This window comes from Nostoc sp. UIC 10890 (genome assembly GCF_054786515.1).
Map to the genome: position 1 here is coordinate 18,007 of NZ_JBSGKF010000009.1, position 24,765 is coordinate 42,771.

The window sequence follows — 24,765 nt, forward strand, 5'->3', positions numbered from 1 at the left end:
TGATTAGACAGCCAGGGGTTATGCCCTAACTGGATTGAGAACTCTTCAACACTTTTTTAAACGAGTCAACGCGATCGCCATAAAGTTCAGGATTGTCGAATGCTAAAGAAAGATTAATGCGGTGAGAATCCGGTTTCAAATTGGCAAAGCAAAAAGTATCAGTTTGATGAAAGGTTTTAGCGTCAAATAGCAATGCACGATTCCATTTATAATTGACAGTGGCTTTTTGTCCTTGTGTAAAATCTTTCAAGTACTGCTCTGACCAAAGATAAGATACAGACTGATTCGAGGCAGCTTCAGATTGCCGCTTGACATCAAAAAAAATCAAGCCGCCACTGCTAGAATCTAAGTTGTACTGCTCCGGTGTCAACCAAATATTTAAAGTAATAGCGCCAATATCAGAATGCACTTTACCGGGAGCGTTTTTCGGATATATTAATGCCCAGTATTCAACTAATTCATAGCCTAACAATAAAGAAGAACAATGAGCTTTAAGCGATTCTGCAATCATAAAAATGGTCTCAATTTCTGGTGCCGTATTACTAATTACAGGGTGTTCCAGATGCTCTTGATAGCTCCATCCCCAATGATTTAGCAGTTCTTGATGAAGTTTATGGCAAATATCAGGATGGAGAAAATTATCCATCACTGCATAATTAAATGGCGCAGAAGCTTGATATACTTCTAATACTGATTGCCAGTTTCGTGAAGCGATGGGAGAAGACTCTAATACATTGCTATTCACGCCAAACTACCTCTCTCTTCAATTTATTACCTGTGATTTTCTCAGCCAGAAAATAATTTATCCATCCAATTGTCAGAGACAACAAATCCAAAACTCCAGCGATTAAATTTTGTTGGGTTAGCTATACAATGCCAGAATAATTTATTGGCATCATTTTCGACCCTAAAAAACCTGACTATCTTAGGTTGTTCCTCAAGTGTTACCAACTCCTTAGTCTCAGGATTCATATAGCGAAAAAATGGGCGATCATGAGTATCTCGCTCAAAACCATCGTAATCGATCCAATACATTCTCCAACCAGGCTGAGTTTCATTGGTATGCCATAATCTATAGGAATTGGGCGGATACCATAAGCTACCCGAAAATCTAACTTCAGTTTCAAAAAGATTTTCTAGATATTTAATTATTTTCAATTTAGTCAGAAAATACTGTTCATAAACTGAGTGAGCGACATGTAAATCCAAATTTATTAAGTGAAACGAACGTTTAGTGTATTCAGGATCAGGTTCTAGAACTGCGGAATTACTCTCTGACGTAACAATCTCATTATGACGAGAATTGAATTCTTGTGCAGCCGGAGAGAGAGAAAGAAAGTTAAAATCATTCTTTCTAAAATAACTGTCAAAGTGGTTAATCTCTACCGTACTTGGCTTAATTTTTAACTTATCAAATTCTGGAGCAATTTTTGCTATTTGGGGAATATCTAAACATTTGAATTCATGATGATACTTCTGCTGAGAAATTTTACTTGAATTAGAAACAGCTTGTATTACAGAAGCTTCTTTTTTATTTTCACTGATAGCATTACTCGCATTTCTAATATCTTCCTTTGTAAAGGAATAGCCATACTTTTCCCCAAACTTGATTAATTCTTGATAAGTTGTAATTGCCCTGATTTGCTGCTGCATCTCCTCACTTTTGGAGATTTTTTTGTGGAAATCTAAAATAGCTTGCTCTGACATCTTTAAATATTCTTTGTTAAGATTTCATCAATACACTCTTAGATGGCGGATCTAATAACAGGGGTGAAGGAATATCTTTTGGATAGGCTAAACGTAAAAAGTGTATGCCAATACCTGCTAATCCCAACATTAAATCGGGGACAACATCGCTCCCACCAGTACCACAAATCCAATGACGTGTATTCTCAAAATTTCGCCATTGTGCTTGTGCTTGTATATTCGCTTCCATCTGTAAATAAGGCTCATCCCTCAACTCGGCAAACCGTAATAGCAATTCCGCATTGCCTGCTCTACCATGACATAATGAATCATTTCCCAACTGCTGAAAATTGCGTAATGTTGCACTCAATGCTGTATAAGCATCGCGCAATAAATCCTCATCAACTTTGCCTAAAGCAGCCCAACTAGCAATACGACTTAAACCAATTCCAGATGCACCGTTACACCAAGCGTTAGCAAAATGTGGCATATTTGAATTCGCTTTCATCATTGATGTCCGCAAGTCATACCAATCTCTTTCGGCTACATCAAATTTAGTAGTTTCATAAGCAAAAGCTTGGCGTCCGGCTTGAACGTATTCATCTTTTTGCAGATAGCAACCTAGCAAAATTAATGCCCAGCCAATACCACTAGCCCCGTGAGAAAAGCCAGTTAAATTTGCTTGTGCTAAATCTGGTGGATGACAAGGCCAACTCAGCGTATCGTTTTCACAAATTCCATGTTTGAGCAAGTGTTCTGCACACTTGTTAGCACAATTGAACGCTTGCTCATATCCGGCTTCTGCTAAACTTAACATCACAGGAATAATCCCGGCAACACCATGAAGAACGTCAAAGTATTTGTCTTGATTAATGCTAGGAATTAGTTCATCAATCAAGTTAACAGCTAAATCGAGTAGTTCTGGTCTATTCCATAGTTGAGCAAGGTGTGTTAACAGATAAATTAAACCAGTTGCTCCTTGAAATACGCCAATTGTCGTAGTATCACGTCGCTTAATAGAATAATCTAAAGCTCTTTCTGCCGCTTGGCGAAATTCAGGCTGTGGTTGTACATAATCTAGGTAAGCTAAAAATAGGCAAATTCCTGCCGTCCCAGCATATAAATCAGACCTAATATCTACTAAGTTTTTACTAGTACCTGTGAATTCATAATTTTTCCACGGAGCATTGCTCATGGGTGGCTCTAGTAAGTCGCACAATTGCCAGCCTATTTGTTGTGCATAATTAACAGCCGAAGCAATGAAAAATTTATTATTAATATCCTCAGTAGACAAGCTGGCATAAATATATTGATTTTGTCTAATTTGGTTTTCTCGAGTTAACTTCTGGATACGCTTGGCAGCATTATCCAAGGGCGAACTTACTAAATTACATGAGAGCGAATGTTGATAGTTATAAATTAGTTGCTCGGCATTATTTGCTTTAGCTGTAAACAAAGGAACATCTAATTGCCATAAAGCCGCAACTTCACATTCAGCTATCTGATTATTTTCATCCCACTCCTTACTACGCTCAATTAAACTATTGAATATTACATCTACTTCTAATGGCTCTGCCAAACATTTAGGATGTTGGGCGGCAGCAATCAACTTAACATAAGCTTGTGTCCCTACATTAATGAAACGTACTGATGAAGGTGTAAATAGTTGTTTTATCTGCTCTATTGCTAGGGTTTTATTATTTTGAAACCAACTATAAACTTTGTTAAATCCACCAACAATGTAGTCTTGATAATTCTGCGGTTTGACTAGCTTTCCTTGATAATAGATACGATTGGTTGCTTCTACCTTAACCTCTTCCCCAACCTTGGATTCTACTGCTAAAGCTAATGACATCCGATGGTCATTAATTTTAGTCACAGTAAATGGAGACTCATAAGATTCACCACCACTATAACCAGTTATGCTGATATTTTTTCCCGCAGCTTTCGGGCGAGGCCAATCCAGCATTACAGTTTTAAATACAGAATCAAATACCGTATTGGGTAACTTATCTAATCTCTGGGGTATGACTTCTAAAACTGTTTCGCAGTCACAAATAAATGCATTACTATTGGCGACAAGAATATTTTCATAATGCATATCGCCGCCGCCTAGAATATAAAATATCGCTAAATATCCACCAAGTTGGTTGTAAAACTGCTCAATGTCTTTTTCGCTTTGAACATGGTTTTTTCCAGAGGGAATAAACTCTGCATAACCGTAACCATCCTGACAAAGCAGTCGATAAGTAGCAAATTCGATAACTTTTGCTTGGTTTAAAGTTTCTAGAAGCCCTTGCATTGCTGCTTCAGATTGTAAACAGCGAGGCTTATAAACAAGAGTTACAGTTTCACCGTTAATTAACTCTAGTTCAATAATGATGACACTATTGCCCTCAGCATGATGGTCAGACTGACCTAACTTTAAGGATTTGATTTGTAAAATTTGTCTACCATCAAAGAATGTGGAACTAATTTCTTCTAAATCCAAAGTCAAACGCTGTATCAGTTTCTCAGCAATAGTGTAAAGAAAATTTGTGATTTGAGCTAACCAACGCCCGAGTACAGGAAACTTGCTATAAAAGCGATGGTAATCTTCCTCGCTACTAAATGTATTTTCCAAATAAGCGATGTAAGCATCAAGAGAGTCAGCTGTTTTAGCGATATTATTTTTAGCACAGTAAACATTTATATCCGCTTCCAATGCCCAAGCTAAAGAAAGTTCAAAGCGCTTTAGCAGGTGCATCTGAATGTCAGTTAAAACTTGCGGATTAATTTGATAGCTGCTAGCTGTAGATAGATGTAATTTTTGCTGTAATAGTCGCAGAAATGGCTCGCAAACTTTAGCAAATTTTCCGTAGTAAATATCAGGCTGATACCAGTAACTAGTATTAAAATCCTTTATTTGTAAATCTAATGTTGCTAAAGCCGCTTGGTATGTATCTAACCATTTCCTATGGAGTTTAATAAATTCCCACCTATATGATTCAGGTAAATTAGCTAAATTTAATTCATAGAATTTATAGTTACTTAGTATTTGTTTGAGTTCAGCAGTTTTTGTAGCCAGATCAAATTCCTGCTGATTCTGATTAGTGTTTTTCTTAATAGACTTTATAGCCAATTTTCCTGCTAATTTGTTCACAATCCAGGTATCAAGAGGATTAATTTGATTAATACACTCTACCTGTAGATCGTGTTCAGCTAATTCCTTAACAATCGAAGTGCGCTCAGATAGATTGCTAGCGCGGCTGGCAAATTCAATGAGTGAATAGCTATCAAGCATTGCGATCTATACTCTATCAGGATGTAGGTGCCAGATGAGAGTTTGAGTGAATTAAACTAGCGCCACATGAGAAATATTGCGACGCTAGCCTAAAAAATGATTTTCTTTCACGAGAAAATACAGCTTAGTTAGCTCCTGTGGGAAATAAGTGCTACTAAACTTGAAATTTTCTTTGCACCCATTTATGCAAAAACCAGAGTTTACAGATGGTTTAGCAGGATGCAACTGTGAAATATGAAATTATTGCATTACTTACTTGGTTGAACCATCACAAATGATAGTGTATGGGCCACCAGTGCAGCTGGTTTGACATGCTGCAACTATTAGCCTATCTGCAATATCATCAGTCAATTCGATGCCAGACTGTTCTTGCTCTAGAACTGCGGCTGGCAGTACAAGGTTACTATCAGAGGAAATACCAAAAGATTCAGGATTAGCCGCTAATTCATCCCGAAATGTTGCATCAACCGCAGATCGCTGCAATAACTGCTCTAAGTAGTTATTAGCAGAGGATTGCGTAACAGTATTGGTAGACATAAATTACCTCTTAACTGAATTCTCAGCTTAATTAAACTGTTAAAATCAACACATCTATCATTAGATATATAACGGGGAGAATCGATCCTGGTAGCATCTTAAATATCACCATGTTGTTAGCAACTACAACCTTAACCATTATCGGAAGGCTGGCGAGTGAATCCCCTGTCTACACACCTGCTGGTTTGCCTGGCCCTAACAAGCCACAAGCATAATTAGATAAAGTTTATATTCTGAGTGGTTGTCTCATAATCAATAATGCACCTAACTTACGAGCATCCCATTCAGCTTTCAAAGCAGCATTAACACAAATAATGCTAATTGGCTCATCCGCGCTATAGTCCATGAAAAATTTAGCGGATCTAGATGTTAGTTAAGGCAATATCCTATCAAATTAGGTCTTTTGCAAATAATGATTACTGGCGATAACACCTTGCTCGATAGCCGTCAAAACCTACACTATATTAGTGAACATAAACGTGTATTCCAAGTTGAATCCTTTTATCCATTAGATATCTTTGAAAATTTTGCTCAACAAGCAAAAGATTGGGGGCTGGAGTGTTCCTGCAAGATTGAGAAAGACAAGCTATATCCCGCTAGATTTAACCTATTTCGCAATCACCCAGGTTGGGGACAATTCAATGCTGTACTCAATTTCTTTAACCAAGTAGAAGCAAAAAATGAAGTGCAATTAGATTATGGTTTATTGCATCAATTTTTAGGTAATGATTTCGATCCTCGCAAACTCACACAAATACTAGTGGGAGTCGATCTGCGTCCCGAACTATTAGCTTCACGTCTGAAACTCTGGTTTGTGATGCAAGATTATCCAGAAAAAATAGAAAAAGCTATTGCTTTGGGGAACCCACCACAAGAGATGCAAACACTAATTTTAAATAGCAGTCTAGTGGTAGTAGGTTTTGATTTTTTCTTAAAAGGTTATAGCACCATTGAAGTGTATACGAGAATCCTCAAACAGGAATTACAAGCAGCAGTTCACTTACAACAGCTACTAACACAACTTTTGTCTCCAGTAGCTTTAGAGCTTTTAGATAAATGCTGGGCATTTGGGTTTGGTTTCTCTAAAGCTAACCCAGAGACAATCCTATATTGTCCCACTCCCGATCCGGATAATTTTATTGGTAACTTACGCAATCATGTAGCAGATAAAGTACATGCTTATTATCAAAAACAACCTATAAGAGGAACAATCGTCGCTTTTAGAGAACGAGAATTACTAGCAGGAAAGGTAGAAAATTTAAACCTGTATTACCAGATGACTTTAGGAGTAATATAGGATTTTGACAAGATTGCAACCTTATAGATAAGTCCAAAATATAATTTACGTGCAAGGAAAATCGTAGTCAGTCTACATTGATATGCAAAAATATCCACACTTAACTTAGCGAAAGATTCAAATTTCAGATGGTCGAAGCTAGAGAAGCAAAATGAATATATTTGACAGTCATTTGTGGAACCAAATTTTGACTATTGCTAAACTTTACTGGTATCCCTCTGAGGAAAGATTCAGGACGATTCCACAAATTTTGTGGTCTTGGTTTATGTTAGCTTTACTGCTGTTATTGCTGCTAACTTCCAATAGTCTCAACGCATATAACAGCTATATCAATCGAGACTTGTTTGATGTATTGGAACAAAAAGATGCACCAAATTTTTTTCGCCTATTATTTCTTTATATTGGGACTTTTGCGGTAATTACGCCGCTAATAGTATTCTCGGATTACCTAAGAAAAAAGCTAGCTCTCGATTGGTATCAGTGGCTAAACACATATATCCTGGATAAATATTTTCGCGATCAGGCTTACTATCAAATTACCTTTCAGCCAGAAATTGAAAATCCAGACCAACGCATATCTCAAGAGATTGAACCAATTCCTAACGGATTGCTAAATTTTTTGTTCATTGTTTTGGAAAAAACTCTTGTAATCATTGCTTTTATAGGAATTCTTTGGTCTATTTCCAAACTAATAGTAATTGTTTTGATTATTTATGCCATTATTGGCAATGTTGTAACGATTTTTCTTGGTCGCGAACTGAGTAATATGAATACTGATAAATTCAAAGCAGAAGCAGATTACCGCTATGCTTTAACTCACGTTCGCAACAATACTGAATCTATTGCTTTTTTCCAAGGCGAAGCTCAGGAATCAAGTATTCTAAGTAGAAGATTTGCTAAACTAATTGAAAGCTCAAATAATATTCTAGACTGGCAGCGGAATCTTCAATTATTTATCAATGGGTATCAATCGTTTCTCTATGTAGTTCCGTTCTTAACGGTGGCACCTTTATATTTTGTCGGTCAAATAGAGCTAGGAGAAATTTCCCAAGCGACTATAGCTTGCGCTCAAGTCGCTGGTGCATTTTCAGTTATTATCTCTCAGTTTGGCTCTTTCGGTTCACTTGCAAGTTTGATAGATCGCGCAGCTACTTTTTTAGATGCTTTAGTAGCAAAGACACAAGTTTCTGGTAGTACTATTGAGACAGTAGAGGCAGAGCGTATTGCCCTCGAACAAGTCACCTTACAAACTCCTAACTATGAGAGGGTTTTAGTTCAAAATTTATCAGTATCAGTTGAACCTGGTGGGTTGTTAATTGTCGGTTCTAGCGGATCTGGTAAAAGTTCTCTGCTACGGCTAATTGCTGGTTTGTGGAACACTGGTACAGGTCGTTTAGTACGACCAAATTTAGCAGAAATGATGTTTTTACCCCAAAGTCCCTATCTAATTTTGGGAACTCTGCGAGAACAGCTATTATACCCCAATAGAAATCTTGTAGTTACAGATCGGGAACTCGAACAAGTTTTAGAACAAGTCAATCTCCAAAACTTACTTGCAAGAGTTGGTGGTTTGGATGCAGAAGTGTATTGGGAAAATATATTGTCTTTAGGAGAACAACAACGTCTCGCTTTTGCACGCATATTAGTGACACGTCCGCGTTACGTTATTTTGGATGAAGCAACTAGTGCCTTAGATTTACAAAATGAGGAAAATCTCTACCAACAATTGCGACAAACTGAAACAACTTTTATCAGCGTTGGTCACAGATCTACCTTATTAAATTATCATCAATACGCTCTAGAACTCACGCAAGATACTAGTTGGCGGTTGGTTTTAGCTTCAGATTATCATTACGATTCGAGTTGAGCATAGCATTCTTTTTTGCTGTTTTTATCAGCCAATTAAGGTAGAGCTTTGTTAAAGAAGACTATTTTTACTCAAAAGTTGGATTGGGGAATTTTGCAATGAAAGATTCTGTACATGAAATTGAATTAGATACCTCTGATTACTTGCAACAAGTTCGTAGCTACTACGACACAATGAACCAACTGTATATGCAGTATGTGGGTAAAACTTACCAAGCTGGTCTATTGATCGCAGACTCAGAAAATTTTTCAGATTGTGCTAGTAATCTTTACTTTGCTTCACAAGCAGGTATTCAACCAGGACATCATGTTCTTGATGCTGGCTGCGGTATATGTGGACCTAGTATTGACATTTGCAGCAACATTCAAGAAGTAAAAATTGACTGCATTACTTTGTCTGAGGTTCAAGCCAATACAGCTAGAAAGCTGGTGGAGCAAAAAGAGCTTGCTGATCGGATTCAGGTTCACGTCGGTGATTATCATCATCTCCCTTTTGCCAACGAAACTTTTGACGTTGTGTTGTTTTTGGAATCTGTAGGATACTCCTACGACTATCAACAATTGTTTACTAAAGTACATCAAGTAATGCGTCCTGGCGGCAGGTTATACATCAAAGATATTTTCAGAAATGAGCCTCCTTTGACGGAACAAGAACAGCAGGCGATCGCAGAATTTAATGAGATTTATTATTATAAAACTCCCCAAATGAGCGAAATGGTAGAGGCTATTTCTCTAGCGGACTTTTCGGAAATTAAAACTCGCAATTTGAGTGAGATTGTTAACACAGAAAAGTTTAATCAGGCAATGATAGAATCCAAAAATGGATATCCAATTTTGACAGAATTCGGCAAAGTTCATTTCCGACAGATTCAATGTTTTCCTATGTACTTTGGAGAGATTAAGGCATGGAAAGTTTGAAAAAAATTACTATGGCTGTGCTATTTACAGTAGCACTAATTTTATGGATACCCAAATCGGCTTTAGCTTTTAAGGTTCCTATACATGAAGCAATCACAAGAGAGGCACTTGCTGCTACTCAACCTGTGATTAATGGTGAGAAATTACAATTTTCCCAGCGAGCTATCCAGCAAATTGTTGATGCTAATAAAGATACGGATCAACCAGTCAACCAGGCTGATACAGAGAAGCATTTTGATGGTGAAGATTTTCTTGGTGGCAGTAAACGCTTGATCCGCCTCAAAGAAAGAACCATTACTAAAGTTATTGACTCAGATCCAGAAGCATCTTCAGCACGTAAGGATTTAGGCGGAGCCTTGCATACTCTCCAAGACTTTTACGCTCACAGTAATTGGGTAGAAATGGGACATAGCAGTCCTAACATTAACACTAAATTAGGACGGGAAGAATTCTCCGGAGCCGATAAAAATACACCAACTTGTCCTCAAGATCCCAGCAAACTCGGCGGTGCAGGTTTAAATCAATTAACTTCTGGGTATTTCCTCATCAGCCAAGGTTTATGTGGAGTTCCTACAGGCAAATGCCGTCATGGCGTCCCAGTTGTCTGTCCCGCAGGACTAAATAAAGATGATGATAGCCGACAGGGATTTTCGATTGCACGCACTTTGGCTGTTGAGGCTACCAAGGAATTTCTCAATCAAATTTTCAGCGATTCTCGTATGGCTGGCAATGCTACCGCCACTAAAGAGCTACTGGGTATTAATTAGACAAGTTTATTAGTGTCCTTTGAATCATAATTTGGGGTAAAAGTAGCCAAAGCGCATTTTTGTAACTTAAAGGAAAAGATGGCCACATTATCAGTAAACCAAAAAGTTTTCCAAAAAGGGCGAATCACTAGGGATACAGGAGATATCACCAATAAATGAGTACAGAGAAGCAAGTATTATAAAATACTCATTACATAAAAAATAGTTATCATATTTTACAGCACTTCAAAATATGAAATGATCAAAGTAGTATGTCGTATATTGGCTGAAAAAATTGACTGTTTTATCTCGACGAAAAGCCAAGAGGAGCGAGTCTACAGAAGAACCAATTTTAACAGACTCAGAAACCCTTGATGAAGTTATTAAGTGTTTAGTAGAAAATTTTTCGATTGAAACTCAAGGAGTATGTGACCAGCAAACTTTATTTGAGATCGGGGTCAGATGAGCAGTGATGCCGAAAGTTACGCTAAGGACTTGATGAGCCACTTTCAATACTGTGATCGCCAAGAATCAAGCTGTACCAATTGAAGTCTCTGAAACTTAGAAGCTTCAAAGCCTTATTGTGCCGTATTAAATTGCTGCACCAAATAATCTATAGATTATTTGGTACATTGAGAATTACTAAAAATATTGATTGGCAGAATGCTTATCTAGCAAGGATTACAGCCTCAGCGTAATTACACATTCAAGGCTCACTCATAGCGAATCTCTCCATGTTGCCGAATATGTTCAACTAACCGCTTGGTTTCACCGCCTGCTAATTCTAGTTCCCTAAGATTGCCCACCAAAATAAACAATTCCCTTGCTCTACTAACGGCTGTATTTAGTAAATTGGGTTTGCGGTTGAGAAACCAAAAACTATGCTCTTGGTGGCACTGGTAAGGAGAGAAGATGATAGCTGCTTTTTCTCCTCCTTGGAAAGTGTGAACTGTGCCAATATCATCCCAAGAAAAGTTTCGCCAACGGTTAGAGAGTCGATACTTGAGCGCGTTAGCTTGCTGCGAAAACGGCGACATCACCCCAATTGTTTTTGAGTTGTCATCCGAGTTAGTAGAATACCCATGTTTTAGCAAGGACGCAATTATAGTTTCTACAGCATCAATTTCTTCTGGATTAGTATGATTTAAATGGCTTCCCTCGATGTGGTAAGCCAACAGATGCTTGACTGTTGCAGTCTGGTCATAACTTGAAAGGATTTGCAAACCACCAGGATAATTGGGGCTGCAAAACTGAATAATGGGTGGGGTGCAACGGTAATGATTAGAGAGAATAATGCCATTGCCTAAGTCGCCTTCTGCGCTACTAGAGCCAGCAGCGCGATGATAAGCGGTAGCTGTGTATTTGGCAGTGGGGGCATAGCGATAGTAGTCTTCATTGCCCATGCCCCGATCCAGAAAGGCAGTTTTCAGATATTGCTTGATAGTATCGTCGCTCATGTTAACGATTGGCTCAATTTGTTGCGGGTCGCCAGCCACTACTGCCTGTTGCGATCGCACTAGCAAAGGAAATAATTGATGTATAAGAGTTGTCCCCGCTTCATCCACCAGTGCCAGCTTGATGATATTAGGCTGAAGAATTGGCGACATATTACGCATTGATTGGAGGGTGGAGGTAATAACAGGGAAAATCAAGCTCAAGTCACGGTAGATGGCATCACTATCAGTTGACAGTTTTAGCAATGCCTCTCCATCCCCTGCTAATACGCTGCCGTAAGTTTCTAAAGCCCTCATAACGCTCTCCTTGCGTCGGAGAACTTCTTGCAACAGAAACGCCCAGGCACGTTGAAACAGTTCTAGCTGTAATTGGTGGTGGTCGCGGTAAAAAAGATTATAGAAATCCCCTTGTGGGTAACTATCGATTTGTTGCTGAATTTGTTGATGTTCTGCTTGTTTTAGCTCTAGTTCATTATTTAAAGCTGTTAGTTGGGTTTGAATTTCAGTGACTTTTTGGTGAAGATTCTGCCATTGTTGTGATAAATCTAGTTTTTGGTTAACAGAAGCCTGGGCTGTGGTTAAACTAGGGTGGTCAAGGGGGGTCTGAAAAGGATGCCCTGTCGCCAAGGTGTTTAACACAGCTGCGTTGATTCGCAAAGCCAAGCGGCGAAAAATTCGTTGATCGGTAGTAGCATTAAGCCAGTTCAAGGCGCGTTTGGTGATGGAGTCAGACTCTTTTGGTAGTTCTCGTTCTGCCTGGGATAACTCTTCTCGTATTTGCTGGTAGGCATCAAGGGGAAAATTTGCATAATCAGACAAACTTGATAGCTGTTCAGCTAGGGCTTGTAACTCGGCAGATTTAGCAGAAATATCGTTATTGAGAGATTGGATCTCTATATCCAATTGCGATCGCTGTTCAATGTCAATAACTTTTTGAGCAGTATTCAAGCGGTCTTGCTCTTGGAGTTGCTGAATTTCACTCTCGGCTTGCAGCAATTCAAGTTTGGCTTGTTGCCAAGAATCCTGATCAAATTCAGTATTACGCAGCCAATCTTGGGTTGATTGCAGTTTGGGTAGAGTTTCCTTACGGATATTAGCTTGGTTCCCGCCTGGAAGATAAAACTGTTGAGCAGGAGAATTTATAGTCAGTCGTTGTTGGAATTTTTTAACGGTGCTGTTATTAGCGCCGACAAAGAATATTAAATTATTTACATCATCAAGACCCTGAACAAGTCGTAACGCTCGATTTACTACTTGCTGGGCTATAAGGTGCAGAAACACTTCTGTTTTTCCAGTCCCTGGCGGCCCACAAACAGCAGTTAGTAAGTTCTCTTGGGCATGTTTCAGGACAGACGCTTGAAATTCATCAGGCGGATGGTCAGGGAAAGCCCCCCAGAACATTACCTCATGTCTGGGTGATTGTGGCTCTCCCCATAAGTACTGCATTGCTGGGTGAGTTTCAGTTAGCCATTCAGTCTTAGAGTCAGGTTGTTGAAGTTCCTTGAGGATTTCTTGCAGATCAAGCTTGAGGAGGGCATTGTAGGGCGTAAAGTCGCAGCGTAGCAAATAAGGTTGCCGAGAGGTTTTGTATTTTCCTTCGGGTAAGTCCACCAGATCAAGAAAGTCTCGAAGCGTTGGGAATCTTCCTTTAAATGTATCTTCTAAAAATTTCAAAATTCCTGACGCAACAATCAGTGATTCGGTTTGCTCCTCCTCTAATCCGTACAGCCGCATCAAATTAACAACCACTGGCTGAAACTCGTACTCGGTCAAGTCCCAGCCCGATTTGCGGTAATTACCTTTAAAGATGGGTGAAATATCAATTGTGAATAAAGGCAGGTATTTCAGCTTTTGGTCTTTGCCCTTGCCGTTGATTCTATAGATTTGTGGGAAAGCAACAGCCATCTGAACATCATTTTTGTTCCCTCTTTTGGCTGCCTGTTGCTGTTGCTGGAATTGCGTAAATACTTCGCTATCTAACAGTAGCTTGTTGCCAACAAGCTGCACTCCCTTATCTACTACTTTTGAATAGATATCTGAAGAACGCTCGACCTCAGCTTGAGTCAGTTCTTCTAACCTGATATAGCCTAGCCAGGATTGTACTATCTGGATAAGTTTTTCTGACTCTAGCATGGGGACTTAAACTTAAAAAGGAACACAAGCTAAGTATAAAAAATATTTGAGCCTTCTGCCTTTTACGTCCTGGTTTTGGTATGTCAGGTTACTCAACTTTTGTCAGCGTCTCCAGTTGTGCAAGTAGTTTTTCTATCTGTTTGCACTTCTTAGGGTCTGACCAAATACGGGACTTTCTTAGTTTAGTAGTCGCAGCAGTAAAGCGCTCTTTGTAATCGTTAGACTCGGTGTTTTCGGTAGATGCTGCGGCTTTCTTTTCACTAATGCGCTGTCTGATTTCGCTTAAAGACCAGTTTTGAGCAATAGCTTGTTCTAAAAACTCAACACGCTCATCTAATTTCTGAATTTGGGCGATGGCTTTGGCTTTGGTGTACTCAAGTGAACCTTCCCTTAGCGCATCAAGGATATCTTCTGGGAGGTTGAGCAAGGGTAGACGGTTCTTAACGAAAGATTCCCAGGTCATTAAGCCTAAGCCTTCAAACACAGATTCAACGATTTTGAGGTCTTGGTTTACAGCAGGCTCATGATTAAGGGCTGAATCATCCGTTTCGGTTTCGCCCATAACGTTATGGGTAGATAATTCAATATCGCCTTTATCGTCGCTGACAACGTTATTAGTGGACTCAGTTTCAACTCCGCCCATAACGTTATGGGTAGGTTCATCTCCTTCGCTCTCGTGTGCGCCCATAACGTTATGGGTAACTGTAGATGCTTTGTTTTGTAGGCGTTGTAGACGATACAGTAATGGGGGTATCTCCTCAACACTTCGACCTAGTTTGAGAGACAGCAGTTGAAGGATACCTTCAGTTTCTTCAACTGGATTCAGGTCTTCTCGAAGTAAGTTTTCTATAAGTGCAAATTGAAAAGCTGCGTTGTCATCTAACTCTCTAATGACGACGGGGACAACTTTTAGCCCAATACTTAAGGCAGCACGATAGCGGCGTTCTCCTGCGACTAATTCGTGTTTCTCTCCATCAAGAGGGCGTACCAACAAGGGCTGCAAGATGCCATGCTGTTTGATGGATTCAGTTAACTGCTTTAATGCTTCAGAATCAAAGTAACGGCGTGGTTGATTCGGCGGTAGAATAATCTGGTCTAATGGGATAGTCACTTGAGAATCGGCATTAATAACGCCTGTAGTGTCCCAAGGTACATCAATTTTGCTTTTAAGGGGCTGGCTGGCTTTAGTAGTGCGTCTCATTTTAAAGATTCTAAACTAACGGCTATTTTTTTCAAGATGGCGACAGATGGGTGCTTGGGTTCGTAAACTGCAAGGGGCATTCGTTCTTCTGAAGCATCAACAAAAGCAGTGGAGCGAGGAATCGGGGCAAAGACAGTTCCGGCGCTGGCTAGTTGTTCGGTGATGGCTGCTAGGGTACGAGTGTCCTGGGAGTTCCGGGCATCGTATTTTGTCGGCACAAATCCGGCAATTTGCAATTTGCGGTTGGGTTTGTTACGTACTGTGGCAACCGTTTTTAAGAGTTCGCCTGTTCCCTCAAAGGCTTTGAAATGAGTTTCCAAAGGTACGAGAACATGAGTGGCGGCTACAAGGGAGATGTAACTTAGTAGCCCTAAGCTGGGAGGGCAATCTATAAGGATGAAATCGTAATTCTCTTGGATTGGTTCGATGGCTTCTTTCAGGCGGAAATCGCGCATGGAAGCACTAACCAATTGCATTTCTGCCGTACTGAGAGAGATGTTAGCAGGGGCTAAATCCATGCCGTGAATCCCCTCATGAATTGGCAGGGGTTGTTCATCCACAATGGCATTGTTGACAGTTTGCTCTATTTCCCGTGGAACCAAGCCCATAAAAATAGTTAAGCTGGCTTGGGGGTCTATGTCGATGAGCAGAACACGATGACCCAATTGCGCTATTTGGTAGCCCAGATTTTGGGTAAGGGTGGTTTTGGCAACACCTCCCGCCTGATTAAAAACTGCGATGATTCGGCTCATAAGTGAGTTTGTTTACCTGCCCCGTTACCATTAAAGATAACTGGTGATGGGTCAGTTGGTGTTATTTATTTGGGGATGGGGCTATTGTTTGATTTAAAATTTTGATGATATAGGTTATAGCCAAATGGGAGAAGCAAAACAACGTCAAAAAGATTTTAGGTGATACCTACGGTACATCAGGAACTGTAAACCAGACAATACAAATTGCCAATAAAAAAAATGATGTGCTGCTGCCATCCGGTTTTCTACCTGATTTTGGTTTAGAGGTGTCTGAAAAAATAGGAGAAGAACCTTTTTACTTGACAGCCTTGGAACTAAAAGACTTAAAAGGAATTGAGGATGCTAAAAAAGGCAGGGTAGCAATAAATTTTATCCCCTTACAGGCGCATCAATTCCTTAGCGTAACTTTCGGAATCACTGTTCATTTCACCCCCGGAACCGCTTTGACTACTGCTGAAGCTTTTTGATCCGACTTAATGCATCTTGGTAATCTTTTGTCTTACGTTGTTTTTGATACAGTTGTGCAGCTTTTTGAAAATCCTGTATTGCTGCCTGCTTCTCTCCTAATTTAGAACGGGTATTACCTCGATTGTAGAAAGCATTGGCATTGTTGGGATTGATACGGATCGCCTTGTTACAATCGGAAATTGCCTGCTGATACTTATCTAAGTTATTGTATACAAGGCATCTGTTATTGTAGGCAGCAGCATCGTTGGGGTTAAGCTGAAGATACTGGTTGTAATTCTCTATTGCTCCTTTGTAGTCTTCAATTTCATTAAGGGCATAGCCACGTTGGAAGTAGGCAAGTACATAATTGGGATCGAGTTGTAGCGATTGGGTAAAATCATCGATTGCGCCTTTATAGTCTCCTTTATTAGATTTATCGAGTCCCCTATCGTATAATTCCTTTGCTGTCATCGTGGTAGATGGGGTGGAAACTGTAGGACTGCTAGGGAGTATTTGAAGTTTTTCAATTTGATTCAATACATCTTGAGAGTAGCTTGTCTGTCCTTGTTTCTGATATAAATATGCTGCTTTTTGATAATCCTCAATTGCTCCTTGCCTATCTCCTTGACTAGAGCGAACAACACCCCGGTTGTAATAGGCGGGCGCATAGTTCGGATCAATTTCAATCGCTTTATTCAAATCAGCGATCGCTTGTTCATAATTATTTTGTTTGTAGTATCCCCAGCCTCGATTGTTGTAAGGCCATGTAAGGGGGTCATTATTATATTCAATGGCTTTGTTATAATCGGCGATTGCCTGCTCATAGTTACCTAAATTGGCATAAGCAAGTCCCCGATTATTATAGGCTAGGGCGTTTTGGGGATTAATTTCAATGGCTTTGTTGTAATCAGCGATTGCCTGCTCATAGTTACCTAAACTAGCATGAGCAAAACCACGGTTAAGGTATGCTCTAGAATCATTGGAATTGACTCGAATATACTTGTCAAGATCCTCAATTGCTCCTTTATAATCTGCAACTTGAGCGCGACAATAACCCCGCTCAATCAGAGCAAGCGTGTAATTAGGATCTTGCCTTAACGCTTGGTTGTAATCTGCTAGCGCACCTTTACAGTCTCCTTGATTAGACTTATTTAATCCCTTTTTGTATAATTCAGAAGGTGTGATTACGTTGAAAATTGTATTAACCAGAAAATACAATATTAGAACAGTGCTAATACCTGCTCCGATAAGGATTTTGGGTTTTCTAATTAAAGAGGCAAAATTAGGAGCATTCCTAGTGATCCTGATTATACAAGGCTCAACTTTAGCTTCAATTGGAGCTATATCTTCTTTTCTCAGACCCAAAACTTGCTGAAAATGTTTTAACTCATCACGAGTACTTTGACTGAGAGGAAAATGCTCCCTTTGAATTGCATCAACTAACGCCTGCTCATATATCGTCAATTTTTTCTTGTATTGTCGGTAAGGTTTAAGAACTTCAGCTTCAATTGCAGCAGTTTCTTCAGGCAGTAGTCCTAAAGTATCTGCTAGATCGTCTAATATTCTGCGACCAACAATCGAAATATTGTCCTGTCTTGCACAACGTTCAACTTCTTTTCGATATCTAAGTTTTGGATCGTCTGGATATGGTGTATTGAACAGCAGAATCTTGTAGCCTTCCTTAACGGCATAGATTTCTGGTTTCATGGCAGGAGAAGCCTCTCGGACTCTCTTTTTGGCGTACTCATGCAATTCCTCAACCAAAATTTCGCCATCATTATCTAAATCTGCTGCACCAGTCTCAATCCCTTCAATTAGGTAATGGGTGTAAATCGAGAAATCTGACCCCTGTTGCTCAAAAGAATACTGGGTTGAATTAGAAGATGTGAGGATAGCACGCCCTTCACCGCCTAGTTGAGTCTGGATATCCACAGAACCATCATCTTTTGCAGTCCAGCCCACAGGAAAAGCCCCACTAAAGCAACAATCAAGAATCACCACCTCTCGCTTTGAGCGACTATCGCTCATCATCTCCTGCACAAAACGGGCTGGAACGGCTGTTGCTTTGATAAGTTCACCGTGAGGATTTTTGCGAGTTATGCGAGTTGCAAAGTAAAGTTCACCTCTCTGATCTTTAATTCCATGACCGGAGAAAAAAAATAGCACGAGGTCATCTTTTGTGCGATTATCTGCAAATAAAGTCTGAATGGCTTCCTGCATAACCAGTGGTTCGGGATTGATTAACGTTTTCACGTCATCAAAACCGCTTATTTCTGGGTGTTGCAAAACTCGCTGTAATGCCTCTACGTCTTTTACTGCTCCTGGGAGAGGAGTCAAACCCGAACCGTAATCACTCACCCCTATCAGCAGCGCCACCTTTACCATAAATAACCTTATAGCCTGCTACAAATTGTTCTGCTGCCTGAATTGCTACTAATAATTCTTGTCGGCTACCAGCTTTTACTTTCAGTTTTTTACCGTTAGCTTCAACTTCTAGTTCCACGGGGTTGCCTGCAAGACGCTCCCACAAAAACCCCACGAAAGTTTTGAAACTTGTTAAACTCACCTCAGCATTTAGAATACCTACGAGAATGCTTCCAATACTCTTAGCACCTTCTGGTATTTCTCCAACTACTGCTAAACCAGCTTGTTCGACACCATCGAATTCTTTGATTTCTCGCAGCAGATTTCGCGTTATCTGGTCAAGTCTCTCTTCGTCTGAGTCCGGTTCGTTTAAGGTAATAGTGAGTTTAACAGTGGATTCACTTGTCATGCTCCCCCCTGTGTGATCCGTCAATTTTAAAGATTTTTTATGTTGAATAATTTTATACTGGTTATTTTTTAAGTAAGGATTAATTGAACCCTGATAATAATCAACTTATCTAACTACACTTTAAATAAAACTTTCTAAAGATATACTTTAGTGAAAATCGAGCAACTAAACTTTGAGCGATATTATTATCCGCAACCGAAAGTTTAAATAAATCCGGTTTTTTGTACATTAATGAATTTGGGAAACCGCGACGGAGCAAGGAAGTTACGCTGTCGTGGATGCTGAAAGCCTGATCAATACAGTTTTTAAGCTAAGTAATCAGATTTTTTCTTAGGTGTTTTCTTAGTTGCGCCAAGTTTAAAGCATCTGGATTCCAGATTTAAGAACTCGTGGCTCGGAGTCGGCGTCAGCGGAGTGGCTCTTGCGGGCTTGCAGGATCTAGTTGTCCCAACCAGTAATCTTTCTGCCCGTAAGAGCCACCGACTCCGAGAGCGTAGCGGTCACGAGTTCGGTCTACTCGGCGTGGCTCACAAGCTAAAACCACGGTCTTGCTGTCTGAGCTTTTGTTGCTCCTCCCTGAGATGAGCTTCTAGTTCCTGACTCCAATCAGGATTATGGGTTTTGAGCCTTTTACCCTGTGGCAACAATTCTAATACTGCACTAGCCGCAAGATTCCCTTGTTCATCATTATTGAATGCTACGACAACCCTATTGAAACTCTTAAGAAATTCCATAGGTAGGTTATTCGGGTCATCAGCTACTATCAACATGGTTCTAGTTGGTGGTAGCCCCTTGCAACTTGAGATCAGGTAGGTGGCTGCTGACATCGCATCAATTGGTGTAGAACACAAAAAGACATTTTCTACCTTGTCCGTTGGTTGCCCTCCCAATCTCAGATAAAACCAACCATTTGCTGTAGAAGTGTTTTGGTCGTACTCCACAGTGCGATGATTTTCTCTAGGCTTTGACCAAACTAATGCGCCAGTTTTTTCACCATCTAAATCACGCTTGATAAACAAAATATTTCGTTGCTCATCCATGTAAAGCAACTGATTACCATGTAATCCTTGCGAAATATAATCTGGTATGTAGCGTTTCTCGTTCAAATACTTGTGCAATACTTGCCAAACAACTTTATCCTCTGGTGGTGGGGTGAACTGAGGCTGTCGCTGTTTGCGTTCAATCTCTTGAAGAAACTTTTCTAACTGCTCAATTGGGAGTGGTTTAGCAGGTTTGAGCAGCAATTCATTAATAGGTTCATCATCACGTTCTGGCTGGTAGTCAATTTCAAAATGCTTCTGCAATCCTGGGAAGGTGTAGGCAGGCCCCAAGGAAGTACCGCTAAATTTCTGGTCATTCCAGGAATACGAGATGCCTTTACTCTTACCGTTGCGTGTTAGCCCATGACGCACTTCCACACCCAACAGTTGCAATCGTTCAATCAGTTGGGGCATGGTCGGTTTATCTACTGTGGCGCGGTCGATTAATTCAATTAGTTGAGTTTTGATTGGCTGTTGTGGCGGCGTGTTTCTTTTACCCTGCTCATACTCCAATTGTTCTCTCTCAAATCGTTGCTGTTGCCCGGAACTCGGAGCGCGGCTCAGTTTCTCTTTACTACTATTCGCTTGCTGTAACCCATATTCTAGTTCTAGCTGGCGAATGATTTTTTCAGAGCGCACATACTCCCAGCTATCGCGGGTAATCCTGCCGTCATCCAAACTGATTCTACTAGCGCAAATGTGAATGTGGTCGTGGTTGCGATCGCTGTGGCGGTAGATGGCATATTGGTTAGCTGTGTAGCCCATTTCTGACATATACTTGTCGGCAATCTCGCACCAAGTATCATTGTCTAGCTGTTCGCCTGGGCTTAGTGAGAGCGAAACATGATGAACTACTTTTTCTGCTTCTGGGTTAAGTTGTCGAGACAGTCGAAATTCTCTAGCCAGTTCTCTGGCATTTGTGCCAAACATATTGCCGCCAATTAAGGATGACTCCTCTTTGTTTTCAAGATAGTCAAGGAGTCCACGAAAGCTTTTACCCTTGGTTTGGTTGCCAATCATTTTTACTCCCAGTCTTCTGGATCTTCGTTGTCGTCAACGTCATCCTCATCAGTAATTTCAGTTTCAATTTGGGACAGTTCCCGCCCTATCTGTTGTAAGAGGTTTTGTAGTTGTTTTAATTGTTCTGAATCTGCGGGTGGTCGCAGTCCCATTTTAATAGCTGTGTTAGTAGCTCTGCTAAGTTGATTAATATTGTTGCCAATGCGTACTAATTCTCTATAAGTAGCTAGAGTTATTTTGCTCAGTCGTTTGGGCAGTGGTTTTAGTAAAACACTGCGTCTAGTTAATTCAGCTATGCTTAGTCCCGCGTCTTGTGCTTTGAGCTTAATCATCTCGTGTTCGATTGCGTTAACACGAGCTTCTAATGTCTTAGTACGAAGCAGGTTTTTTGACAGTTTTGGGCGCATAACCGAGGGAGGTATGAGAGGGGGTATCCAAAGGGGGATGCTTCCCACTTTGGCAAGCCTGTCGTCCGAGCGGAGCGAGGTTTGCCGTAGGCAAAAGGCACGGCTTGCTTCTAGCCCATTTTCGGGGAGAGCGAGGTGTCAAGTGCTACGTAGGTACGGAGGACACAGCAGGGGGCTGAAGGCGGGAATACAAAGGCGTAGCCGTGCTGCTGATCATCCTACAACTTACAAGGGAGGATAGCAACGGCGTAGCCGGAATTTTATCAAATCAAGCAGTCGGTAAATTCTGGTTCGGCGTAGCCACAATAGAGGAGATAGAAACGGCGTAGCCGCTATATGAAAATTCTCTGATTCAGCGAAGCTGGCACACAATATAATAGTCCGGCGTAGCCGGAATACTAAAAAATAATTCAGCGTAGCTGTTTTAAGTAAAAGTCTAGATTCAGCGTAGCTGTAATAGTCAGATTTTTTAGCATTAGCTTGAATAAGAAGACCAGCGAAGCTGCCACGCTAAAAAATATAAGGCGTAGCCGTAATACGAAAAAGTAATTCGGCGTAGCCGCAATCGCCGATTTTTTTAGCATTTTGAAAATAAATTGCTGCAAATTATTTCAAATAGCCGATAATTATCAGTTAATCGGGATTCACGAGATAACCATGAGTGAACATCAGAATTTAGAAGTAATTACGAAAGAGAAAATTGATGAGGCTATCAAAGCGCTTAAGGAACAGAAGCCGAAAGAGCGAGAGGATATCTCAGACAGAGAAGCTGTTCGGAAAATGAGACGGTATATTGAGAAGCTGACCTCTGATAAGTATGGCTATACTTACGATGAAGTGTCAGAGATGTTGAAAGGACTGGGCATTAACTTGAGTGGTGGTCGGATTAAGTATTTATTAGGTGAAGTGAAGAAAAGCAGCCGTCGCCAGAAAAAGACATATAGCCCACCTAATTAAATCGTTATGGAATAGTCAAATTTCTAAACAACAGAGTAAAATTCTCCAGGTGCTGACTCCGTGTAATTAGGAGTTATATTTTTGATATATCTCTTTTTCAAGTTCCAGCTTTTCTTCATCTATTCGTATTATCATGTCATCTTCTTCTCCAGATTCATCTGGTATGAGTTGATATAAACCCAACTCACAACATTCTGCAATTACAGATATCATACTTGTGAGACTTTTATAGACTCTTAATGGATTCTCAATAAAAATGAAATCAATAAAATAAACTGGGGATGGCTCAATATCGCCAACTACATATAGTATTCTTTTGTTCTCAAACAAAGCAATAGGAAACCATGTCTGATCCCAGCCTTTATAATCATCAAATGGCTTATTCATCATGATTGATTGCTCAAACTGCCAGAAATCATAATAATTTGAAACAGAGCCTTGTAAAGTACTGAATGAAGTGGGCAAACTACTAAATAACTGATTGGGAAATAGAAATTCGACTGGGGGATAATAATTGTTAAAACCAAGGTCGGCTATTCCATTTCGCCATTGATAAAGTTCATAGATTTCCTCAGATAACTTAAAGGGTAAATCTTTGACTATTTTCTCAATCTGCTGCCGAGTTAAACCGGGGTTATAACAATCAAAAAATTCCAGATTTGTAGATTCTAACCAATCTAAAATATATTCAAGTCCGTCTGTAAGTTCAGACATATAGATAATCTGCTTGCTCGATAATCAAGAACAAAAAAATTTTGAACAGTCTCGTCTAATATAACCAGAATTGTAGTTGGTTACTGGACTGTATTTTGTTACTAATTAGTTCAGTAGTAATTGAAAACCGATAAATTTTATAACGTCACTGTCAAGTTACAACTCTGTTGCATTGAGGCAACGGCTCTTAGAATGGATTCATTTGAGTAAACTTCGGTGGGCAAACAACGAAAGAAAGTCATCGGCAGGTCAACCCTCACTCTTATGTCACAAAAATGCAAAACCCGGCGCATCGCCCTAGTACCAACAACTTGGGCAACTTCTGCCACTGACTCTAACAGGTGATCTGGTGATGACTCCGATTCAGTGATCAACATCGGGAAGTATTTACGGGCTAACCACTTTTCATCGTCGTCTAAGTCAGCCAAATTTTTATTACTACCGCTATTAAGACTATCTAATAGCAGGAGTAATATTTTTTCTTTCCGTAGCCCAGCCCTAGAAGCATTACAATTCTCAAAGCTTTAGCATTTAAAGATAGGAAATCTTTGAAATAAGAACAAAAGTATATTAATAATAAAATGAAAATTAAATATGAAAATCAGTATGACTAAAGACGAAATTAGAAAATATATTAGTTGTAAGTATCAAGGACTGAATGTAACAGAAGCCTACTTAGAAACAACTTTCTTTTATAACCCTGAGATGAAGTTACCCAGAGGGGTTTACTTTGCAACAATTAAAGAAGTAGATGGGCCAAATGATAAAAGTTCAAATCTTAATAGAGATGCGGTTTTTAGACTTAGTATCGGTATTGGAGATCAAGAATATCTTAAATTATTTGGGCAAAGACCAAAAAGACCCGCTAAAGGCAAGATAATTGATGGAGACTGGGATTTTTCTCAGTTAAATGTACTAACCCCGCATCCTATATATGGTTGGCTGGGATGGGTAGCTATCAACAATCCGCAAGGAGAAAACCTAATTAAAGCTTTTGAGTTCATTGATACAGCTTATAAAAATGCAATCTTAAAGTTTAATAAAAGAAAAGAAATTAAATAAAAATTTCCTACCTGACATTTATCCTACTTTAGTACTTGCACCCTAACTCGCCTTCAAAGCACCTTGCTCTTTACCATAGAAAGCAGTAATCCTAATGCACTCATGCTGTACAAAGCTCTGGTGGGGCGTTTCAAGGCATAGTGAACGAGACGCTCACTCAATGATTAAGTAGACAATCATGATTGTGAGAATCTTTTACTACTGGTAGGTCGGTAGAAATGATTTCTGATAAATTTTATCAGGTCACTGTCGGGTTAGTTACGGCTTGCATTGGGGCAAAGTCTGAGTAAACTTCAGTAGGTAAACAACGCAAGATAATCATCAGCAAGTCAGCCAAAACTATCGGCGTGCAGAAGTTAAAAACTCGCCGCAGTGCAGTATTAGTAAAGATTGTGGCAACTTCAGCGACGTGTTCTAAGGCATCTTCTGGTGATGATTCTGATTCAGCAATCAACATCGGGAAGTATGTACG

23 protein-coding genes and 1 pseudogene are annotated in these 24,765 nt (G+C 39.9%); 9 read left to right on the forward strand and 15 right to left on the reverse strand.

All coding sequences use genetic code 11. The features are described from left to right. Positions 1-25: 25 nt before the first annotated feature. From ACWATR_RS35945 to ACWATR_RS35960, 4 genes are all read right to left on the reverse strand, one after another. Positions 26-745: a hypothetical protein gene (locus tag ACWATR_RS35945; RefSeq protein ID WP_460343849.1), complete on the reverse strand. Its 720-nt coding sequence runs from the start codon at positions 743-745 to the stop codon at positions 26-28. 41 nt (positions 746-786) lie between these two features. After that, positions 787-1,707 (reverse strand): Nif11-like leader peptide family RiPP precursor, encoded by a 921-nt coding sequence (locus tag ACWATR_RS35950; protein ID WP_460343852.1) that lies wholly within the window; start codon positions 1,705-1,707, stop codon positions 787-789. Positions 1,708-1,723: 16 nt separating this feature from the next. Next, positions 1,724-4,969, reverse strand: a complete 3,246-nt coding sequence (locus tag ACWATR_RS35955; protein ID WP_460343855.1) for a type 2 lanthipeptide synthetase LanM family protein — start codon at positions 4,967-4,969, stop codon at positions 1,724-1,726. 252 nt (positions 4,970-5,221) lie between these two features. Then, the gene (locus ACWATR_RS35960; protein ID WP_460343858.1) at positions 5,222-5,506 is read right to left on the reverse strand and encodes a cinnamycin family lantibiotic; all 285 of its coding nucleotides are present in this window, start codon (positions 5,504-5,506) and stop codon (positions 5,222-5,224) included. 412 nt (positions 5,507-5,918) lie between these two features. Here ACWATR_RS35960 and ACWATR_RS35965 point away from each other — a divergent pair, with 412 nt between their 5' ends. From ACWATR_RS35965 to ACWATR_RS35985, 5 genes and pseudogenes are all read left to right on the forward strand, one after another. Beyond that, on the forward strand, positions 5,919-6,803 hold the full coding sequence (locus ACWATR_RS35965; RefSeq protein WP_460343861.1) for a LynF/TruF/PatF family peptide O-prenyltransferase: 885 nt from the start codon (positions 5,919-5,921) through the stop codon (positions 6,801-6,803). Positions 6,804-6,954: 151 nt separating this feature from the next. Further along, positions 6,955-8,670 carry an ABC transporter ATP-binding protein/permease gene (locus ACWATR_RS35970; RefSeq protein WP_460343864.1) on the forward strand — a complete coding sequence of 572 codons (1,716 nt, stop codon included), beginning with the start codon at positions 6,955-6,957 and terminating at the stop codon, positions 8,668-8,670. Positions 8,671-8,768: 98 nt separating this feature from the next. Next, a complete protein-coding gene (locus ACWATR_RS35975; protein WP_460343867.1) occupies positions 8,769-9,587 on the forward strand; it encodes an SAM-dependent methyltransferase in 819 nt (272 codons plus the stop codon). Further along, a complete protein-coding gene (locus tag ACWATR_RS35980) occupies positions 9,575-10,354 on the forward strand; it encodes an HET-C-related protein (protein ID WP_460343870.1) in 780 nt (259 codons plus the stop codon). The genes ACWATR_RS35975 and ACWATR_RS35980 overlap by 13 nt, the downstream gene beginning before the upstream one ends. 274 nt (positions 10,355-10,628) lie before the next feature. Beyond that, positions 10,629-10,787: pseudogene (locus ACWATR_RS35985) on the forward strand (ISH3 family transposase); the annotation flags it as partial. A 259-nt stretch (positions 10,788-11,046) separates the two neighbouring features. Here the strand turns inward: ACWATR_RS35985 and ACWATR_RS35990 are convergent. The 3 genes from ACWATR_RS35990 to ACWATR_RS36000 form a co-directional block, all read right to left on the reverse strand. Continuing rightward, entirely contained in the window at positions 11,047-13,920 is a 2,874-nt protein-coding gene (locus tag ACWATR_RS35990; RefSeq protein ID WP_460343872.1) for a DEAD/DEAH box helicase, read from the reverse strand. A gap of 88 nt (positions 13,921-14,008) precedes the next feature. Next, positions 14,009-15,121 (reverse strand): ParB/RepB/Spo0J family partition protein, encoded by a 1,113-nt coding sequence (locus tag ACWATR_RS35995; RefSeq protein ID WP_460343875.1) that lies wholly within the window; start codon positions 15,119-15,121, stop codon positions 14,009-14,011. Beyond that, on the reverse strand, positions 15,118-15,873 hold the full coding sequence (locus ACWATR_RS36000) for a ParA family protein (protein WP_460343878.1): 756 nt from the start codon (positions 15,871-15,873) through the stop codon (positions 15,118-15,120). The genes ACWATR_RS35995 and ACWATR_RS36000 overlap by 4 nt, the downstream gene beginning before the upstream one ends. A gap of 224 nt (positions 15,874-16,097) precedes the next feature. On the opposite strand from ACWATR_RS36000, the gene ACWATR_RS36005 reads away from it, so the two are divergent. Continuing rightward, positions 16,098-16,340: a hypothetical protein gene (locus ACWATR_RS36005; protein WP_460343881.1), complete on the forward strand. Its 243-nt coding sequence runs from the start codon at positions 16,098-16,100 to the stop codon at positions 16,338-16,340. Here the strand turns inward: ACWATR_RS36005 and ACWATR_RS36010 are convergent. The 5 genes from ACWATR_RS36010 to ACWATR_RS36030 form a co-directional block, all read right to left on the reverse strand. After that, a complete protein-coding gene (locus ACWATR_RS36010; RefSeq protein ID WP_460343884.1) occupies positions 16,321-18,705 on the reverse strand; it encodes a caspase, EACC1-associated type in 2,385 nt (794 codons plus the stop codon). The genes ACWATR_RS36005 and ACWATR_RS36010 overlap by 20 nt on opposite strands. Continuing rightward, positions 18,671-19,093 (reverse strand): hypothetical protein, encoded by a 423-nt coding sequence (locus tag ACWATR_RS36015; RefSeq protein ID WP_460343887.1) that lies wholly within the window; start codon positions 19,091-19,093, stop codon positions 18,671-18,673. Before ACWATR_RS36015 ends, ACWATR_RS36010 begins: the two co-directional genes overlap by 35 nt. A 406-nt stretch (positions 19,094-19,499) precedes the next feature. Further along, a complete protein-coding gene (locus tag ACWATR_RS36020; RefSeq protein WP_460343890.1) occupies positions 19,500-19,637 on the reverse strand; it encodes a hypothetical protein in 138 nt (45 codons plus the stop codon). Next, positions 19,621-21,153, reverse strand: a complete 1,533-nt coding sequence (locus tag ACWATR_RS36025; RefSeq protein ID WP_460343893.1) for a relaxase/mobilization nuclease domain-containing protein — start codon at positions 21,151-21,153, stop codon at positions 19,621-19,623. Before ACWATR_RS36025 ends, ACWATR_RS36020 begins: the two co-directional genes overlap by 17 nt. Positions 21,154-21,155: 2 nt before the next feature. Beyond that, the gene (locus tag ACWATR_RS36030; RefSeq protein ID WP_460343896.1) at positions 21,156-21,560 is read right to left on the reverse strand and encodes a plasmid mobilization protein; all 405 of its coding nucleotides are present in this window, start codon (positions 21,558-21,560) and stop codon (positions 21,156-21,158) included. Between the two features lie 203 nt (positions 21,561-21,763). On the opposite strand from ACWATR_RS36030, the gene ACWATR_RS36035 reads away from it, so the two are divergent. Further along, a complete protein-coding gene (locus tag ACWATR_RS36035; protein WP_460343898.1) occupies positions 21,764-21,889 on the forward strand; it encodes a hypothetical protein in 126 nt (41 codons plus the stop codon). 328 nt (positions 21,890-22,217) lie between these two features. Next, a complete protein-coding gene (locus tag ACWATR_RS36040) occupies positions 22,218-22,517 on the forward strand; it encodes a hypothetical protein (RefSeq protein ID WP_460343900.1) in 300 nt (99 codons plus the stop codon). Positions 22,518-22,583: 66 nt separating this feature from the next. On the opposite strand, the gene ACWATR_RS36045 is transcribed toward ACWATR_RS36040, so the two are convergent. Both ACWATR_RS36045 and ACWATR_RS36050 read right to left on the reverse strand, forming a co-directional pair. After that, positions 22,584-23,231, reverse strand: coding sequence for an SMI1/KNR4 family protein (locus tag ACWATR_RS36045; protein ID WP_460343903.1), 648 nt, complete (start codon positions 23,229-23,231; stop codon positions 22,584-22,586). 137 nt (positions 23,232-23,368) lie between these two features. Further along, positions 23,369-23,659 carry a hypothetical protein gene (locus ACWATR_RS36050; RefSeq protein ID WP_460343906.1) on the reverse strand — a complete coding sequence of 97 codons (291 nt, stop codon included), beginning with the start codon at positions 23,657-23,659 and terminating at the stop codon, positions 23,369-23,371. A gap of 178 nt (positions 23,660-23,837) precedes the next feature. Here ACWATR_RS36050 and ACWATR_RS36055 point away from each other — a divergent pair, with 178 nt between their 5' ends. Further along, positions 23,838-24,293: a DUF6194 family protein gene (locus ACWATR_RS36055; RefSeq protein ID WP_460343909.1), complete on the forward strand. Its 456-nt coding sequence runs from the start codon at positions 23,838-23,840 to the stop codon at positions 24,291-24,293. Positions 24,294-24,531: 238 nt separating this feature from the next. Here the strand turns inward: ACWATR_RS36055 and ACWATR_RS36060 are convergent. Continuing rightward, a partial coding sequence (locus ACWATR_RS36060; RefSeq protein ID WP_460343912.1) for a hypothetical protein occupies positions 24,532-24,765 on the reverse strand: 234 nt, incomplete at its 5' end.

Coding starts and splice junctions, on each gene's coding strand:
- ACWATR_RS35950 (WP_460343852.1), bottom strand. CDS start 1,707: ATGTCAGAGCAAGCTATTTTAGATTTCCACAAAAAAATCTCCAAAAGT.
- ACWATR_RS35955 (WP_460343855.1), bottom strand. CDS start 4,969: ATGCTTGATAGCTATTCACTCATTGAATTTGCCAGCCGCGCTAGCAAT.
- ACWATR_RS35960 (WP_460343858.1), bottom strand. CDS start 5,506: ATGTCTACCAATACTGTTACGCAATCCTCTGCTAATAACTACTTAGAG.
- ACWATR_RS35965 (WP_460343861.1), top strand. CDS start 5,919: ATGATTACTGGCGATAACACCTTGCTCGATAGCCGTCAAAACCTACAC.
- ACWATR_RS35970 (WP_460343864.1), top strand. CDS start 6,955: ATGAATATATTTGACAGTCATTTGTGGAACCAAATTTTGACTATTGCT.
- ACWATR_RS35975 (WP_460343867.1), top strand. CDS start 8,769: ATGAAAGATTCTGTACATGAAATTGAATTAGATACCTCTGATTACTTG.
- ACWATR_RS35980 (WP_460343870.1), top strand. CDS start 9,575: ATGGAAAGTTTGAAAAAAATTACTATGGCTGTGCTATTTACAGTAGCA.
- ACWATR_RS35990 (WP_460343872.1), bottom strand. CDS start 13,920: ATGCTAGAGTCAGAAAAACTTATCCAGATAGTACAATCCTGGCTAGGC.
- ACWATR_RS35995 (WP_460343875.1), bottom strand. CDS start 15,121: ATGAGACGCACTACTAAAGCCAGCCAGCCCCTTAAAAGCAAAATTGAT.
- ACWATR_RS36000 (WP_460343878.1), bottom strand. CDS start 15,873: ATGAGCCGAATCATCGCAGTTTTTAATCAGGCGGGAGGTGTTGCCAAA.
- ACWATR_RS36010 (WP_460343884.1), bottom strand. CDS start 18,705: ATGGTAAAGGTGGCGCTGCTGATAGGGGTGAGTGATTACGGTTCGGGT.
- ACWATR_RS36015 (WP_460343887.1), bottom strand. CDS start 19,093: ATGACAAGTGAATCCACTGTTAAACTCACTATTACCTTAAACGAACCG.
- ACWATR_RS36025 (WP_460343893.1), bottom strand. CDS start 21,153: ATGATTGGCAACCAAACCAAGGGTAAAAGCTTTCGTGGACTCCTTGAC.
- ACWATR_RS36030 (WP_460343896.1), bottom strand. CDS start 21,560: ATGCGCCCAAAACTGTCAAAAAACCTGCTTCGTACTAAGACATTAGAA.
- ACWATR_RS36040 (WP_460343900.1), top strand. CDS start 22,218: ATGAGTGAACATCAGAATTTAGAAGTAATTACGAAAGAGAAAATTGAT.
- ACWATR_RS36045 (WP_460343903.1), bottom strand. CDS start 23,231: ATGTCTGAACTTACAGACGGACTTGAATATATTTTAGATTGGTTAGAA.
- ACWATR_RS36055 (WP_460343909.1), top strand. CDS start 23,838: ATGACTAAAGACGAAATTAGAAAATATATTAGTTGTAAGTATCAAGGA.